The sequence below is a fragment of the Methanobrevibacter sp. genome, assembly GCF_045130115.1.
GTDB lineage: Archaea > Methanobacteriota > Methanobacteria > Methanobacteriales > Methanobacteriaceae > Methanocatella.
In genome coordinates this window covers 1-15,267 of sequence record NZ_JBGUPC010000057.1, presented here as the reverse complement: position 1 = coordinate 15,267, position 15,267 = coordinate 1, and the positions used below count along the sequence as shown (strand labels likewise).

The 15,267-nt window shown below is 36.0% G+C and carries 15 protein-coding genes; 3 read left to right on the top strand and 12 right to left on the bottom strand.

The genetic code is table 11. From position 1 onward, the window contains the following. Positions 1-476: 476 nt before the first annotated feature. The gene (gene dnaK / locus ACJMML_RS09690; protein WP_296855641.1) at positions 477-2,375 is read right to left on the bottom strand and encodes a molecular chaperone DnaK; all 1,899 of its coding nucleotides are present in this window, start codon (positions 2,373-2,375) and stop codon (positions 477-479) included. 43 nt (positions 2,376-2,418) lie between these two features. Then, complete coding sequence (locus ACJMML_RS09685) at positions 2,419-2,961, bottom strand: nucleotide exchange factor GrpE (protein ID WP_405307116.1); 543 nt, start codon at positions 2,959-2,961, stop codon at positions 2,419-2,421. 380 nt (positions 2,962-3,341) lie between these two features. On the opposite strand from ACJMML_RS09685, the gene ACJMML_RS09680 reads away from it, so the two are divergent. After that, positions 3,342-3,782 (top strand): ArsR/SmtB family transcription factor, encoded by a 441-nt coding sequence (locus ACJMML_RS09680; protein WP_394340199.1) that lies wholly within the window; start codon positions 3,342-3,344, stop codon positions 3,780-3,782. Between the two features lie 11 nt (positions 3,783-3,793). Here the strand turns inward: ACJMML_RS09680 and hypF are convergent, their stop codons facing one another. Then, positions 3,794-6,055 carry a carbamoyltransferase HypF gene (gene hypF / locus ACJMML_RS09675; protein WP_405307115.1) on the bottom strand — a complete coding sequence of 754 codons (2,262 nt, stop codon included), beginning with the start codon at positions 6,053-6,055 and terminating at the stop codon, positions 3,794-3,796. Between the two features lie 55 nt (positions 6,056-6,110). On the opposite strand from hypF, the gene larB reads away from it, so the two are divergent. Continuing rightward, positions 6,111-6,872 (top strand): nickel pincer cofactor biosynthesis protein LarB, encoded by a 762-nt coding sequence (gene larB, locus ACJMML_RS09670; RefSeq protein ID WP_405307114.1) that lies wholly within the window; start codon positions 6,111-6,113, stop codon positions 6,870-6,872. Continuing rightward, positions 6,873-7,439, top strand: coding sequence for a GNAT family N-acetyltransferase (locus ACJMML_RS09665; protein WP_405307113.1), 567 nt, complete (start codon positions 6,873-6,875; stop codon positions 7,437-7,439). Positions 7,440-7,449: 10 nt separating this feature from the next. On the opposite strand, the gene ACJMML_RS09660 is transcribed toward ACJMML_RS09665, so the two are convergent. From ACJMML_RS09660 to ACJMML_RS09620, 9 genes are all read right to left on the bottom strand, one after another. Next, positions 7,450-7,950: a hypothetical protein gene (locus ACJMML_RS09660; protein WP_405307112.1), complete on the bottom strand. Its 501-nt coding sequence runs from the start codon at positions 7,948-7,950 to the stop codon at positions 7,450-7,452. 15 nt (positions 7,951-7,965) lie between these two features. Further along, complete coding sequence (locus ACJMML_RS09655) at positions 7,966-8,793, bottom strand: ABC transporter ATP-binding protein (protein WP_405307111.1); 828 nt, start codon at positions 8,791-8,793, stop codon at positions 7,966-7,968. Between the two features lie 8 nt (positions 8,794-8,801). Next, positions 8,802-9,566, bottom strand: coding sequence for an ABC transporter permease (locus tag ACJMML_RS09650; RefSeq protein WP_405307110.1), 765 nt, complete (start codon positions 9,564-9,566; stop codon positions 8,802-8,804). 63 nt (positions 9,567-9,629) lie between these two features. Continuing rightward, positions 9,630-9,920, bottom strand: a complete 291-nt coding sequence (gene hisE / locus ACJMML_RS09645; protein WP_405307109.1) for a phosphoribosyl-ATP diphosphatase — start codon at positions 9,918-9,920, stop codon at positions 9,630-9,632. Further along, positions 9,920-10,723 (bottom strand): CBS domain-containing ParB/RepB/Spo0J family partition protein, encoded by an 804-nt coding sequence (locus ACJMML_RS09640; protein ID WP_405307108.1) that lies wholly within the window; start codon positions 10,721-10,723, stop codon positions 9,920-9,922. The genes hisE and ACJMML_RS09640 overlap by 1 nt, the downstream gene beginning before the upstream one ends. 13 nt (positions 10,724-10,736) lie before the next feature. Continuing rightward, entirely contained in the window at positions 10,737-12,089 is a 1,353-nt protein-coding gene (gatB, locus tag ACJMML_RS09635) for an Asp-tRNA(Asn)/Glu-tRNA(Gln) amidotransferase subunit GatB (protein ID WP_405307117.1), read from the bottom strand. A gap of 150 nt (positions 12,090-12,239) precedes the next feature. After that, entirely contained in the window at positions 12,240-13,007 is a 768-nt protein-coding gene (locus tag ACJMML_RS09630; RefSeq protein WP_405307107.1) for a sugar phosphate nucleotidyltransferase, read from the bottom strand. 8 nt (positions 13,008-13,015) lie between these two features. Further along, positions 13,016-13,987: an NAD(P)H-dependent glycerol-3-phosphate dehydrogenase gene (locus ACJMML_RS09625; protein WP_405307106.1), complete on the bottom strand. Its 972-nt coding sequence runs from the start codon at positions 13,985-13,987 to the stop codon at positions 13,016-13,018. Between the two features lie 49 nt (positions 13,988-14,036). Continuing rightward, the gene (locus ACJMML_RS09620; protein WP_405307105.1) at positions 14,037-15,017 is read right to left on the bottom strand and encodes a radical SAM protein; all 981 of its coding nucleotides are present in this window, start codon (positions 15,015-15,017) and stop codon (positions 14,037-14,039) included. Positions 15,018-15,267: the final 250 nt, after the last annotated feature.

The window sequence follows — 15,267 nt, the reverse complement described above, 5'->3', positions numbered from 1 at the left end:
TGTAATTGATTATTTAAGAATTCATGATTTTTTTTAATGAGTCATATTATTTTAAAAATAGTATTGAACTATTAATTAAAATTTAATTAAATTACCTAATCATTACTTAATCAGCAATTTTTCTCAGTAATTTTTTCTTAAAATAAAATAATTTAATTAAATTTTAACTAATGATAAGTTACTAAATTAATTATTAGTTAATTTTAATATTTAAACTTAATTTAATTTGCACTAGTTTTTGATTCTTTCATTTATTCTCAATATAATAATTTTTTAATAAAAAGAATTCTTTAGACATTAAAAGGTTGTAAGTGGCTAAGAAAAATCAAGGAGGAATGTCTAAAAGAATTCAATTTATTATTTCTATTTTTTGAGAGGTTATAAGTAAATATGACAAATCAAAAAATAAATAGATTAAAAGTTATTATTAAAATATTTTAATAATTTTTTTAATCTACTGCTAATTTTGATTCAAATTATTTTTTCTCTTCGAATTCAGCATCAATAGTGCCGTCATCGTCATCTTGTGGGCCTGCTCCTGCGTTAGGATCAGCACCAGTTGCTCCAGCTGCACCTTGTGCTGCTTGTTGAGCTGCTGCAGCTTCTTGGTAGATTCTAGCACCGATGTCTTGAACTACTTTGGTAAGTTCATCGGTTTTCTCTTTGATTGCTACAATGTCATCTCCGCTGATTAATTCTCTAAGTTCTGCAACTAATTTTTCAATGTTGGATCTTTCGTCATCAGAGACTTTGTCTTTGATTTCTTCCTCATTGATGGTTTTTTCTGCAGTGTAGATCATTGAGTCCGCATTGTTTCTAACTTCAATTTCCTCTTGTTTCTTCTTGTCTGCTTCAGCGTTCATTTCAGCTTCTTTAACTGCTTTTTCGATTTCTTCATCAGTCAATTTGGTAGAAGAAGTGATGGTAATGGATTGTTCCTTACCGGTTCCTTTGTCTTGTGCGGTAACATTGATAATACCATTTGCATCGATATCGAAGGTTACTTCAATTTGAGGCATTCCTCTTGGTGCAGGAGGTATTCCTACTAATTGGAATCTTCCAAGAGTGGTGTTGTCTGCTGCCATTTTTCTTTCTCCTTGAACTACGTGAATGTCTACAGAAGGTTGGTTGTCAGCTGCAGTTGAGAAGATTTGAGATTTTTTAGCAGGAATTGTAGTGTTTCTTTCAATAAGGGTAGTTGATACTCCACCTAAGGTTTCAATACCTAAGGATAATGGGGTAACGTCTAAGAGAACTAAGTCTTTAATTTCTCCAGCGAGTACTCCACCTTGGATAGCTGCACCCATTGCTACACATTCCATTGGGTCAATTCCTCTTTCTACAGGTTTGCCAATGAAGTTTTCCACGAATTTTTGTACGATTGGCATTCTGGTAGGTCCACCAACAAGGATGATTTTGTCAATGTCATTTTTGGTCATTTTTGCATCATCTAATGCTTGTTTGATAGGTTGACCACATTTGTTTACGATAGGATCTACTAATTCTTCTAATTTTGCTCTGGTTAAATTGTTGATTAAGTTGTGAGGTTTACCGTCAGCACCCATGCAAATGAATGGTAAGTTTACTTCACTTGTTAAGGTAGTGGACAATTCGATTTTTGCTTTTTCAGCTGCTTCTCTTAATCTTTGAACTGCTTGGTCATCGTTCATTAAGTCAATTCCGGTTTCAGCTTTGAATTCACTTGCTAAGTAGTTCATTAAAGCATTGTCCATGTCGGTACCACCGAGTTGGGTGTCCCCACTAGTGGATTGTACTTCAAATACTCCTCCACCAAATTCCATAATGGTTACGTCTAAGGTACCTCCACCTAAATCGAATACTAAAATGTTAACGTCATCATCGTCATCTTGCTTGTCGATACCATAAGCTAAACTTGCTGCAGTTGGTTCGTTTACAAGTCTTACTACATCAAGACCTGCAATGGTTCCTGCGTCTTTGGTTGCAGTTCTTTGGTTGTCGTCAAAGTAAGCAGGTACGGTAATAACTGCCTTTTCAATAGGTTCTCCTAAGAAGGATTCTGCATCTTTTTTAATCTTTTGCAAGATTTTTGCAGAGATTTCTTGTGGAGTGTATTGTTTGCCTTGGATAGTTACTTTGTAATCGGTACCCATTTTTCTTTTGATTGCACTGATGGTGTTTTCTGGGTTAGTTACAGCTTGTCTTCTTGCTGGTTCACCAACTAATTGTTGACCGTCTTCAGTGAATGCAACATAACTTGGGAATGCTTTACCGTATTGGCTTGCACCTTCTGCACTTGGAATAACGGTAGGTTTACCACCGACGAGTACAGATGCTGCAGAGTTACTAGTACCTAAGTCAATTCCAATAATTTTTTCTTTTTTAGTATCAGACATAATTATCACCTTATTTTTTTAATATATTATTATTTAATAAACGTTATTTTTTACAAACTATAACTTTTGAGTATTTGAGGACTTTGTCCTTGTACATGTATCCTTTCATCAACTCTTCAATGATGTATCCGTTTTCGACATCAGGGGAGTCCTGAACCATTAATGCTTCATGTTTGTTCAAATCGAACTTTTCTCCTTTTGCAGGAATTTCGCTTACTCCTTCTTTTGCTAATACATCACTAAACTTATTGTAGATCAATTCAATACCATTTCTTAAATCTTCATCGTTTTCGGTTTCTAAAGCTCTGCCGAAGTCTTCATAACAGTCTAAGAAATCTTTTATAACATTTTCATTTGCGAATTTTACTAGCTCCTGATTTCTCTTGTCAGTTATCTTTTTGAAATTTTCGAAATCAGCTTGAAGTCTTTGTGAGAGTGAGATGTATTCCTGGGTTTCACTTTCGGATTTTTCAAGATCTTTTTGAAGCTTTTCTATCTCCTGATTTTTTTCTTCAAGAAGTGCTTCATATTTCTCTTCCAAATCTTGAGTTTCTACTTCAGCTTCGCTTTTATTTTCATCAGTCATAGTTACACCTTTTCTAGGTTTTTTGAAAAACCTATGTAATAACTCTATACCGAGAATTTCTCTTTTTGGTCTTTAATATTCAGTTTTTGGGAATTTATGGACATATAGGAAAATGGTTCATCATTTAAGAGTTATTACTTTAAGTTTTTCTGAACCAAATATTAAAGTAACCAAAAGTTATCTTTCTCTTACATTATTATAGTAACAAAAAGTTATATAAAGGTTTCGATACATAAGGTATAAACATGACTAATACAAACAACATTGAGAAAAACGAAAAACCTCGCAGAAATGCTAATTCACCTAAAGGTCATATTGAATTGAGAACCAACTACAATGGGCCTTCAGATGACATTGATGTAGAGGATATCCTTGATGTAATGGGTTGTAAGACTAGAAGAGACATTATAAATCTTTTAAGGGAAGAACCTATGTTTGTTAGTGAAATTTCCAATGAACTTGACATTGGACAGAAAGCCATTATAGCACACTTGCGTGCAATGGAAGATATAGGTATCCTAAATTCTTCTTACAAAAAGATTTTAAGAGGCCGTCCGCGTAAATACTACGATTTACAGAACGAAGTCAACATCCACATTACAATCAACAGAAATAACTTTGATGTGCAGTTTACAGACGACATGCTCAATACATTGCAGCTGCCATCAGGAGACGAATGGTCCAAACTATTGGATATCGAAAAGAGAATCGACGATGGACAACTCGAAGCAATAGATGAGTTGAGAAACCAAATAAGATTATATGGTAACCTTTTGGAAAGAGCAGAATATATCCTTGAAAGGACCATGAAAAATAGATAGTTTTGTTTGAATTAAATTTCAAACACTTTTTTTACTTTTTTTTTAGCCACAATGCTTTGGCCCAGTGAAACGGATCCGTCTCCGGCACAGGTATTGAGGTGCTGTATGAAGTTATAGCCATTTCCTTCAACATAATTCTTGACGCAATCGGTTATGGCTTCGTTGTAGAACACTCCTCCTGTAGCTCCAATATCCATAATTTTCTTTTTATCGGCGGATTTAATGGCAAGTTCACTTAATCCGCTTGCAACTGCAATTTGTCCTGCCGCTGCAACATCTGCCTTTTTCTCGCCATTCTGATATAGTCTCACGACTTCACGCAAGATTTCAGTGGTGTTCAACTGATTGCCTTCAATGACTACAGGAATTTCCAGCTCTTTTGTAGAGTAATATGCTGCTGATTCAAGCTTCATTGAGCATTCTCCTTCATAGGTGCGCTCATGACATATTTCCAGAGCAACTGCCATTGAGTCAAGGATCCTGCCTGTACTTGTGGTGATTCCAACGTTTATTCCTGCATCAATCTGTTTTTTGATATTTTTAATTTCAATTTCCCCATATTTGAAGTAATCTAGGTAGTTTCCAATCAGATTGTCGTCTTTTAGGATGCTTGCAAGCATTCTTGCGGGATATCTTGTCGCAACATCTCCTCCGGGCATAAGTTGAGGTTCAAGATGGGCCATCCTTTCAAATGAATTGATGTCTGTGTATAGGATTTCTCCACCCCAGCTTGTTCCGTCGCTGCCGTAGCCCACTCCGTCGGCTGATATGCTAATCATCTCATCGATTCCATGGTCATTTGCAAGTGCTACGGTGTGTGCATGATGATGCTGGACCGGCAGGACTTCTGCACCATACTTTTCACCCAGTTCATGTGCCAGGCGTGTTGTAAAGAAATGAGGGTGCATGTCACATGCGATGATGTCGAACTCATTGATTTTTGTAATCCTTTCCATGTTTTCAATGGCTTTTCTTAAAAACATCAGTGTTTTAGGCTTGTTGGTATTTCCGATGTGCTGTGAAGGGTATACCTTGTCTCCCTTTGCTATTGAGAATGTCACGTCAAGTTCGGGGCCCAATGCCAATACGTTGAGGTCATTGACATCATATCCTATTGTATATGGTTCGGGGGTGTATCCCCTTGAGCGCCTGATGAAAGAAAGCTCGTTGTTTCGGAATCTGATTACTGAATCGTCGCATCTGTTCAGTATCCTTCGGTTGTGAACCAGAGAATAGTCATTGACTCCATTGATGATTTCATCGTTTTCAATCATCATCGGTTCGCCCGGAATGTTGGCGGAGGTCATGACATATGTGTCGATGTCGCTTTCATCAAACAGTAAATAGTGCATCGGTGAGTATGGAAGCATCACTCCAATGTTATGAAGGCCTGGTGACAGGCTTTCAGGGAACCTGTATCCTTCATTTTTCTTTAGGATAACAATTGGCCTTTTGTTGGATGTTATTGTTTCTATTTCCTTTTCGCTTAAGAGAGCATATTTTTCAAGGCTTTCCAAATCCCTGCACATTACTGCAAATGCCTGATTTGGTCTGTTGAGCCTTGACCTCAGCTCCTTGATTGCATCATCATTGTATGCATCAACGACAAGGTGTGTTCCGCCTATTCCCTTTATTGCCAGTATTTTTCCATTCTTCAGGATTTCAGCACCTTTTCTAATAGGATTTTCCACATCCAATTTTACATTTCCTTCATATATCTCCATTTGAGGTCCGCAGTCGCTGCAGCAGATTGCCTCTCCATGATAACGCCTGTCCAATGGCTGTTTGTACTCGACAAGGCAGTCGTCGCATAATGGGAAATCCTCCATTGAAGTTCTAATGCGGTCATAAGGAACGCTTTCTATTACTGTAAACCTTGGTCCGCAGTCAGTGCATGCATTGAACGGATATTTATAGCGTCTGTCCTGAGGGTTCCTGATTTCTTCAAGGCATTTGTCACAGATTGCAATGTCCGGTGGAATCACGCTGACTCCGGAGTATGTGTCTCCGCTTTCAATGATTTCAAAATCAGTATGGTTTTCAATTTCGATTTCAGTGACTTCCATGGAATCTATTTTGGCTATTGGAGGCAGTTCCTTAGGTAGTCTGTCAACAAAATCAGAGGTTTTTTCTCCTTCAATAACGATTTCAACTACGTTTCCAAGGTTTCTAACATATCCTTTGAGGTCTAAATCTACCGCCAGCCTATATACATATGGCCTGAATCCTACGCCTTGGACAATTCCTTGAGTTAAAATCATTAAAGCTTTCATTAAATTATAATATTGTAAGTTAAATTTTATATAATTTTATCCTAAATATTATATTATGAAAGATATTCTTGAAAGATTGGTAAGTGGGGAGCTCAATATAGATGACGCCGAAAGACTTCTCAAGGCTGATAACATATTGGAGTTCGACCAGGTTGCCCAATTTGACATTAAGAGAACAGAAAGAACCGGCTTTCCAGAAGCTGTGTTCTCACCAAGCAAGGACTATGAGGACTTGATTACAATCATCAGAAATTATCTTGAAAAAAGCAGTCAGGATTTGATAATTACAAAATTGGCTCATGAACGTTACGAAAGAATCATTGAAGATTTAGGCGAAAATTCATACATTCTCGATTATAACAGAAGGGCTCAAATACTGATTATAAGACAGGAAATCACTAAACAGGATCCGATTGCCAAAATTGGAATAATAACTGCGGGAACTTCAGACATCAACATTGCCGAAGAGGCACGTGTCATTGTTGAGGAAGGGGGATGCGAAGCGATTACCTCCTATGATATTGGAGTTGCCGGAATTCACAGGCTCTTTCCCCAAATTGCCCATATGGTAAGCGAAGGGGTCAGGGCATTCATAGTATGTGCAGGAATGGAGGGCGCTCTACCGTCAGTTGTCGCAGGTCTTGTGGACGTGCCTGTAATTGCAGTTCCGACATCTGTGGGATACGGCGTCGGGGAAGGAGGAAGAGTTGCGCTTGATGCAATGCTTCAATCATGTGCCCCAGGTATTGCCGTTGTCAATATAGATAACGGATTTGGAGCAGGAGTATTTGCCCTTACAATTGTTAATAGTGATTAAATGAGATATGAAACCTTTGAACCGGAAGTACATGATTTGAATAAAGTAGCAAAATTGGTCTATGATGTGGACTTCAGAACATTTGACATGCTTTTTAAAGATGAGGAAAGTGCCGTTAAGACCATTGCCAAGGATTTGCCCAAAAGGGAATTGGGCGATTTTTTTAAAGTGATTCTGGATGATGATGGTGAAATCATAGGTATTTTGATGATTTATGATTCTGAGGTTTCACATAGGTTTTATTTGAAGTCCCCCAGACTGCTGATAGTGGATATTTTGGACCATTTTGCATTGGCGGATATTGAAGATGATGACCTTTATCTGGCAGAACTTGCCATTGATTCCAGACTGAGGGGTCAGGGAATTGGAAGAAAGGTTGTCTGTGATGTAATAGAGTATGCAAAATCCAAAAATTATAAACGGGTAACCCTCGATGCTGATTTTAGAAATCCCGGTGCAAAAAAGCTTTATGAAAGAATTGGATTTAAGCAATTCAATAAAAAAAGTGTTAAATTCCTCAATTTTGAAAGAGGAATGTACAACATGCAATATTGTTTAAAAGATTGACTTCAAGCCATCATGTTCTTTGTTTGAAATCATATTTCAAGTGGCTGACGATGAAATCATACACTTGGTCTCTGCTTTTATCATCAGCAAATCCTTTCATTTTCATTGAGAAGGTATGGTCGCATTTATCAAAGTACATATAGCTTTTATTGCCCTCATCTGATGTTATGTTTTCATAGTCGATTATACTTACAGTCTTGTTTGTAAAGTTTTTGTGGATTACAATTTCGTCCTGTGTTTTAAATGTGTTCAATTGTTTGTTGTATTGGGCAACGTGTGAAGTTTTTCCATCTATGCATTTAATACGAATGTTTTCACCGGTTTTTTGATTAACCATCTGGCAGAAATTCTGACCGTCATCAGAGGTAATGTATCCTGGGGGTATAGTTATTGTAACGTCTTCTATTACGCTGACTGCACTTCCTACGCTTGAGGAATTGATGACAATAACGAACATACAACTTAATCCTGCAATTAATATTAATATAATTCCAATCCATCGTTTATCCATATTTTTACCTCGAGGTCATTTCTTGCTAGTTTTACCTTTTGCGTTTTTGACATATGCATCACAAACTTCATCTGATGGACCTTCCATGATAATCTGTCCATTGTCAATCCAAATACATTTGTCACAGATTTTTCTTATTTGATTTATGGAATGTGAAACGAGCAATACTGTAACGCCTTCCGCCATAAGTTCATTAATCTTTTCGGAACTCTTCTTCCTAAATTTTATGTCTCCAACAGATAAAATTTCATCAACAATTAGAATATCAGGCTCGATTAAAGTGGCTATTGAAAAACCCAATTTTGCTCTCATACCGGAGGAGTAATTTTTAACCGGGTAGTTAATGAAGTCTCCAAGTTCTGAAAATTCAACGATTTCGTCAAATTTTTCGTCAAGAAACTTCTTGTCCATACTTAAGAAAGCGCCGTTCAGGTAAATGTTATTTTTTCCGGTATAGTTTTTATCAAAACCGGCACTCAACTCCAATAATGGAGCTACTTTTCCGTTTATTGTAATTTTTCCATAGGTCGGTTCATAGATTCCGGCCAATATCTTTAAGAGAGTACTTTTTCCGGCACCGTTAAATCCTAAAATTCCGAGTTTGTCTCCCTTATATACATCAAATGAAATGTCATTCAAAATTCTAATCTTTTCCTTGTCTTTTTTATTGCGTTTTATTGTTCTGATGACATATTCCTTTAAAGTATCGATTTTGTCCTTGGTGATTTTAAATTCCATGGATACGTGCTCTACCTTAACTGCAATGTTGTCATCAAGCTGTTTATTATAAGCATCACTTGAGGATCCACCAATCAGTTTTCTTATTCTTCCCATTATGCCCATAATAACACCTATAACTCTAAAGCTAATTTTTTATCATAAATATTAAATAATAATATACCAATTCCTAATGTTGTAAATGCAAAAACACCCAAATACAATATCATTGAGATATCTGGAATTGTTCCATATACGCATTGCCTAAAACAGGACATTGCACAATAAACAGGGTTTAAAGTAAATAGAAACTGTACCTGTGACGGAACAATCTCTATTGGATAAAACATTGCGGATGCATATAACAGCACTAGTGTAAATACATTGTATAAATATCCTATATCGGTGAAATAAGTATTACAAACAGATAAAATTAAACCTACTCCAAACACGAGCACAACCAATAGGACTATTGGTATGATTGAGAACACTAATGTCGGATGGAATGGAGCGCCTGTGATTATCATAACTCCAAATAATATCGCAAATGAAATTAGGAAGTTAACGAATTCATAACAAATGGCACTCACAGCAAACATACTTTTTGGAACATAAATCTTTTTTAAGATATTTGCATTCTTTCTGATTGAATTCATGGCTCCTTTAGTTCCATGATTGTAGAAATCAAATGCTAATCTTCCCGCCAGATAGTATACAGGATAATTTTTAATGTTGTGTCCAAATAACATGGAAAATATTGCTGTGAAAACTAACATTGTCAAAAGCGGATTGAAAAAACTCCATAAAATTCCAAGAACTGAATCTTTGTATTTTGAAGTCAGATTCTTTTTAACCAACTCTGTTAGTAGAAATTTTTTTTCTGAAAGTGTATCAAACATTCTTATAACCAATATTTTTCAATTAACTAAAATTTATGTTTAAATCAATTAATATAATTTTTACTATTTGCGTCTTCTGGCAAATTCTTCGAATATCTCATCGATTTCCACACCTTTATAGACCAAAAGCAATAATGTGTGGAAAATCAAATCAACTGATTCATATACGAGATTTTCATCATTTTTGGAAGCTATCAATACTTCTCCTGATTCCTCAGCTATCTTTTCAAGTATTTTATCTTCTGCTTTTTTGTCGCTATCCCTCATGATGTTGGAAGTGTATGAATCAATCGGATTGTCCCTTCTTGATTCTAGAACCTCGTAAACTTCTCTTATAATCTTATCATTATCCATTAATTGTCACCTTTGGATTCTTGTTTCTGCATGCTTTCGGTAAGTGCAATCAATGGATGCTTATCGTCATCAATGATTTCAATATCGTCAAAAGTATATATTCCTGCTTTGTCTGCAGTTTTTTCCATACCTAATTTGATGTCTTTTCCTAAATCAACAACATATGAATCAACAGTTTCATAGCCTTTTTGAGCTGAAGCTACGGCTCTGTGGTGTCCATCAACTAAAATCCATCTGTCGCCGGTTTTAACAACAATTGCAGGTTCTGCCAATCCTTTTTCTAACTCATAAGCTCTTCCTTCGAGTTCATCAGCATAAACCCTATCTTGTGTAGGCCTTAACTTTTTGGTTTCAACAGGCATATGTCTTAATGTTGTTTTGATTCCGTAAAGTTGTTCCATTGTCTTTTTGAAGTATTCCACTTTGTTGGGAGTTGATCTTTCGATGTGTGAACGGACCATGTCTGTATTTGTGATGATTCCAACTAATGTTCCATCAATATCTACAACAGGCATTCTTGAAATCCCTCTTCTAAACATTACTCTAGAAGCGTCATTGATTGATAGGTTTTTATTAGCGACAACTAATTTGGTACTCATTAATCCGGCAACTGTTTCGGATCTTTCCTTAGACACGATGTCGAATGCAGTTACCATTCCGACTAGCTTTCCATCTTCCACTACAGGATAACTGTTGTGATGACTTTTCTGCATTAACTTTATAATATCTTCGGTTTTAGTATCTGGAGAAACACTGATAACATCTTTAGTCATATAATCTTTAACAAAAGATTTCTTTCCCATTTTTAGTTTCCTCCTATTCTATATTTTCTTTTAAAAGTTTAACGGTTTCTCCTGGGTCTGCTTTTCCACGGGTTAATCTCATTACTTGTCCGACTAAGAAGTTTAAGGAAGCTTTCTGGCCCGCTAAATAGTCATCAACCGCTTTAGGATTTTCTTCAATTGCCTGTTTTACTGCAGCCAATACTTCATCATCTTTAACAACACCTAATAATCCTAATTCTTCAGCAATTTCTTTAGGGGATTTTTCATTATTAGGCATTTGTTCGATAATCTTATGTCCTGCTTTTGCAGTTATTTCTTTATTTTGAAGCATGTTTAGGAATTCAATTAAATCTTGGGAAGTAATTCCACTGTCAGCATAGTCTAATTTGTTGTAGGACAATACTCTTTTAAGTTCATCTCTCATTACTTTTGCAGCAAATTTGGAATCGACTTCTTTTGCGACTTCCTCATATGCGATAGCCAAATCCAATTCTGAAGTTAATACTTTAGCGGATTCTTCATCAATGCCATATTCTTCAACAAATCTTTTAACTTTATTATGTGGAGCTTCAGGCATTGTGTCTAAGATTCTTTGAATTGTTTCATCGGAAATTTTCATCGGAGGCAAGTCAGGGTCTGTGATGAATCTGTAGTCATCAGCATCCTCTTTCATCCTCATACCTACTGTAATCATTTGAGATTCCAGGTATGCACGGGTTTCCTGCTTAACTTCAACCCCTCTTTTTTCAAGGTTTTTCTGTCTGATTAATTCAAATTTCAATGCTTTGTATGCACCTTTGATGGAGTTGATGTTTTTCATTTCAACCCTGTTTCCTCCATTGATGGAGATGTTTACGTCGGCTCTCATGGTACCTTCGCCACGGCCACCTCCACTATATTGTATAACACGGATTAGCTCTTTTAAAAAGTTTCTTGCTTCTTCCGGAGATTTTATATCCGGTTCTGTTACAATTTCGACTAAAGGAATTCCAGAACGGTTGAAGTTTACAGTACCTCTATCAGGTTTAAATTGACCTGGGTCCTCTTCAGCATGTATTTCTCTAATTCTAACGCCATTCAATTCGCCGTTAATTCCGATAGGGACTGAAGTTCTTTGATAACCGGATGGCAAGTCAGGGTAATCGTAATGTTTTCTCATAAAGTAAATTACGTCTTGATCAATTTCACAGTTTAGCATTAAAGCAATCATCAATGCATTTTCCAGAGCTTTCTCATTTGTAGGATGTGGTTTTGCTCCTGGCTGATTGAGACACACTGGACAAATATTTGTGTTAATAGGTGCGTCCTGATAGTTTGTAGGACAATCACAGAATAATTTTGATTCGGTTTCTAATTGTACGTGGATTTCAAGTCCACACATCATATCGACATCGTCACTAATAATAATTCCTCCCATTTAGGATAATTTTTTATATTATCATTATATTTGTTTAAATCAATTTATAAATATTGTTGAAAATCAGGTACTTTTCAATGATTTTGAAAAATAAAAAAAGAAATAAAAATTGATGGATTAATTTTCAAATTCATCAATTAATTTTTGAGCTTGATTCCAGTCGTTATGGTCATCAATCTCGGTCCATTTAAGTCCGTTGGTTAAAACGTAATCGATTGGTGTGATTTCACTTAATGGTTTATATGCAAAGTCGTAGTAGTTTTGCTTATCATCTTCCATCAGGTCTTCAAGAAGTTCATTAAATTTGGACAGGTCTTTTTTAGATACTTTTGAAACGCCAATGAACTCTCCAGTGGAACTGTCAATATCAATCCATTTTCCGATTTCCTTGATGCTTCCATTTGCAATGGTCTTGTCCTCATTGAAGGTTTCATTTTCAATGATTATTTTAAATGATTCTTCATTCAGTTCTTTGAAATTGTCTACAATCAAACTGGTATTTTCCCTTTCGGCAATTCTTGTGATGATTTCAGGATCAACGACATTGTCTCCATTAATTAATATGAAATCATCCTCCTGGTTTTCTTCAATGTATTTGCTTGCGATATATGTGGAAACTGAAGTGTTTGTAACGTCATATTTTTCGTTTTCCAGGATGTTTATCTTGATGGAATATTTCTCTTCTAGTTTAGGCGCTAAATCAATTACCTTTTCCTTATTGTATCCTACAATCACGATGAATTCCTTAATGTTTTCGTTCATAAGGTTTTTCATCATTCTCTCAAGCAAAGTCATTCCGTTCACTTCAAGCAATGGTTTTGGAATGTCTTTTGTTAGGGGCATCAGTCTTGTGCCCATTCCTGCTGATAAAATTACTCCGATCATGTTTTCACCTATTCTATTTTTTTCCATAATATATTAAATGCTTTAACTGGATTCATTCTTTCAATAATAACGTCATAAACGAAATCTACAATATAGCTGTCGATGTCCTTATTTTTGCAGATGTCCTTGACTGCCCTTATGGAATTTTTTCCTTCAAATACGATGCCGCTGGCAGCTTCATCAATAATCAATCTCTGGCCGTATAATATTCCGAGAGTATGGTTCCTACTTTCGGTTGAAGTTGAAGTCAAAATCAAATCTCCAAATCCGCAATATTCATGTGCTGTACTTGAAACTCCTCCAAAGGCTTCAATTATTCTTATGGTGTCTTCAAAACTTTTTGTTAATATGCCGTATCTTGCATTTTCATTAATCTTCATTCCTTCACATATTCCATTGGCAATGGCATTGATATTTTTCAAAACACCGCAGAGTTCAATGCCTCTTATGTCATCGATGATTTTGACTTTAAAGTGCTTGGTGGTAAGGACTTCCTTAACCTTTTTTGAATTTTCAGGGTTTCTTGATGCGATGTTTGTGAGGGTAGGTTGCTGCATCATTATTTCAGATGCAAAGTTTGGGCCTGATAATACAACGTAATTCTTGTCAAAATATTCAGATATCAAATCTCCCATTGTATTTAGGGAAGGGTATTCAATTCCCTTTGCAGTTGTAACGAGTATTGTATCATTTGAAATTACTTCTTTTAAGCTTTTTAGTGTTGGTCTAAATGCAGAAGATGGAATTGCTAAAAATATGATTTCACAATCCACTAAATCATTCATGTCTGTTGTTGCTTTAATGTTGTCGTTTAGTTTGCGGTTAGGGTAATAGTGTGTATTGTATCCTGTATTGTTAATATCATCACATAACTCTTGCTTTCTTACATGTAATAACAATTGGTCAACATTCTCACTTATGGTCTGTGAAAGTGCAGTACCAAGAGAACCCGCACCAATAACGCCTACTTTCAATGTCATTATTACACCTTGTTTAATTTTTTATCATAGTAATATTATATTATAATAATTAATATTTATTTTTTAAAGACTCTTTAACATATCGTTTGATGAATCTGTCCAAATCCGGTGAAACTTCACTTTTTTCAGGACCTAACTGTGTTTTATCAGTAAATGTACCTTTTAATCGTCTTCCTGCCCATTTGACTTCCTCTTCGACCCTTTTTCCATATTTTGTGCCGAACATTTTGAATAATGGGAATTTGGTTATTCCATTGGCTCCGCTTAGAATCAATATTCCTATGTTTGCCAGATTGTCAATCCATGTTCCGCAGATTATTTCAATATCAGGAAAAGCCAGTCTTACCTGGGCCACAACCTGTGCATAGTAAAGTGAAGCAGGTTGGGAAGAGTTGGCATAGACGGTTTCTTTGTGGGGATTGAGGGAATAGAAGATCACTCTGTCAATTTTGTGTTCTTTGATGTAATCGATAACGTAACTTACATCATCTAGTGTTTCACCAAGGCCTAAAATTATGGTTATTGCCTTTTTGAATCCCAAATCGCCTGCAACGTCCAGCATATTGCTGATGTCTTCTAACTTTTTTGATGGGCAGACTCTGTTGTGTATTGATGGATTGGCAACCTCCACCGCACCGGTTATTCCTTTAATTTCTGATTCAAACTCTGCCAGATCATCAGTGATTCCGGTATTCAACCAAACCCCGTCGCCGGTTATGTCTTTGATTGTTGTTGCAATGTCTTTGATTTCCTGGGTGGTAAATGATTCGTATCCTCCGGATAAAAATTCGATGTTCCAGTCAAGACGTCTGCACATTTCGGCCTCTGCATAGATGTTTGAGACATTTCTCCTTGCTTTTTTAGGATCTTTGATTTTGTCCTTTTGTGTGGACATGTAGCAGAAAGCACAATCTCCCTTATCGCACCACCATGAGAGGAATACTGCTCGCTCAAGAGTAATCAAATCGCCATGGTTTTTTAAAGTGCTTTCGTTAGCTTTTTCAATTAGGTCAAATATGTTAGAATCCATGATAGTATATTTGTCCTTAAAGTTTATATAATAGTAACAATTAAAATTAATGGTGTACTTTGATTTTTCATGAAAAAATTGAAATAATCAAAACATTTATATACTATGTCTTGCATAGTTATTATTACTGTTTAAAGTCTTTTGATTTTTAATCATGGGCAATATTTGGTTAAGTTGGATGGGTGTCTCATGCCATCGTAGCTCAGTAGGTAGAGCGTTCGGCTGTTAACCGATTGGTCACAGGTTCGAG

Excerpts from the sequence above, each read along its gene's own strand:
- hisE (WP_405307109.1), bottom strand. The coding sequence starts at position 9,920 with ATGGATAATGATAAGATTATAAGAGAAGTTTACGAGGTTCTAGAATCA.
- ACJMML_RS09630 (WP_405307107.1), bottom strand. The coding sequence starts at position 13,007 with ATGATCGGAGTAATTTTATCAGCAGGAATGGGCACAAGACTGATGCCC.
- ACJMML_RS09650 (WP_405307110.1), bottom strand. The coding sequence starts at position 9,566 with ATGTTTGATACACTTTCAGAAAAAAAATTTCTACTAACAGAGTTGGTT.
- dnaK (WP_296855641.1), bottom strand. The coding sequence starts at position 2,375 with ATGTCTGATACTAAAAAAGAAAAAATTATTGGAATTGACTTAGGTACT.
- larB (WP_405307114.1), top strand. The coding sequence starts at position 6,111 with ATGAAAGATATTCTTGAAAGATTGGTAAGTGGGGAGCTCAATATAGAT.
- ACJMML_RS09660 (WP_405307112.1), bottom strand. The coding sequence starts at position 7,950 with ATGGATAAACGATGGATTGGAATTATATTAATATTAATTGCAGGATTA.
- ACJMML_RS09655 (WP_405307111.1), bottom strand. The coding sequence starts at position 8,793 with ATGGGCATAATGGGAAGAATAAGAAAACTGATTGGTGGATCCTCAAGT.
- gatB (WP_405307117.1), bottom strand. The coding sequence starts at position 12,089 with ATGATGTGTGGACTTGAAATCCACGTACAATTAGAAACCGAATCAAAA.
- ACJMML_RS09625 (WP_405307106.1), bottom strand. The coding sequence starts at position 13,987 with ATGACATTGAAAGTAGGCGTTATTGGTGCGGGTTCTCTTGGTACTGCA.
- ACJMML_RS09680 (WP_394340199.1), top strand. The coding sequence starts at position 3,342 with ATGGGTTGTAAGACTAGAAGAGACATTATAAATCTTTTAAGGGAAGAA.
- hypF (WP_405307115.1), bottom strand. The coding sequence starts at position 6,055 with ATGAAAGCTTTAATGATTTTAACTCAAGGAATTGTCCAAGGCGTAGGA.
- ACJMML_RS09685 (WP_405307116.1), bottom strand. The coding sequence starts at position 2,961 with ATGACTGATGAAAATAAAAGCGAAGCTGAAGTAGAAACTCAAGATTTG.
- ACJMML_RS09620 (WP_405307105.1), bottom strand. The coding sequence starts at position 15,017 with ATGGATTCTAACATATTTGACCTAATTGAAAAAGCTAACGAAAGCACT.
- ACJMML_RS09640 (WP_405307108.1), bottom strand. The coding sequence starts at position 10,723 with ATGGGAAAGAAATCTTTTGTTAAAGATTATATGACTAAAGATGTTATC.
- ACJMML_RS09665 (WP_405307113.1), top strand. The coding sequence starts at position 6,873 with ATGAGATATGAAACCTTTGAACCGGAAGTACATGATTTGAATAAAGTA.